Annotated in this window: 1 protein-coding gene; it reads right to left on the bottom strand. The window is 63.9% G+C overall.

Annotation, left to right across the window (positions count from 1 at the left end):
* Nucleotides 1-222 (bottom strand): single-stranded DNA-binding protein (gene ssb / locus INT12_RS30980; protein WP_193059239.1); only part of this gene is annotated, 222 nt, incomplete at its 3' end.
* Between the last annotated feature and the right edge of the window lie 401 nt (nt 223-623).

The raw sequence follows: 623 nt of genomic DNA, 5'->3' as shown, positions 1-623 counted from the left end.
GCTGCCCTTGCGCAGGTATTCGCCGGCAATTTCGCCGAGCTTGCCGACGAACACAACGCGGTGCCATTCGGTGCGCTCCTGCTGGTTGCCATCCTTGTCCTTGCGGACGCTGGTGGTGGCCAGGCTGATGCGGGTGATCGCCATGCCGCCTTGGGTGTACTTCACGTCCGGGTCGTTGCCGAGGTTGCCGACCAGGATGACCTTATTGATGCCGCGCGCCATAGGGTTGCTCTTCCGTTGTCCGAGGGCAGGCCTGAGAGATTACACACTCTTGGAGGTGCGGATACACCGGCCGCCCTGCGGGAAATCTGGGTGGGATGACAGAACGGCCAATTCTATCATCCCTGCCTGCCCGGCCTCTGTCGGGGATGCCCCCGAGCGCTTTCGGATTTTGGCTGAACCGTTGCGGGACAGGGGCTCCCGCCCTACGTCCCAGCGCTGACCCACGCTAGACTCGCCCCATGTCGAATCCCGAAATCTACGTCAGTACCGATGTGGAGGCAGATGGCCCCATTCCCGGCCCGCATTCCATGCTGAGCTTCGGCTCGGCGGCGTACCTGGCCGACAAGACCCTGGCCGCGACCTTTTCGGCCAATCTGGACACGCTCCCGGAGGCGCAGGGC

This window comes from Pseudomonas sp. K8 (assembly GCF_014889455.1).
Classification (GTDB): domain Bacteria; phylum Pseudomonadota; class Gammaproteobacteria; order Pseudomonadales; family Pseudomonadaceae; genus Aquipseudomonas; species Aquipseudomonas veronii.
This window is presented reverse-complemented; position numbering and strand designations above follow the sequence as displayed.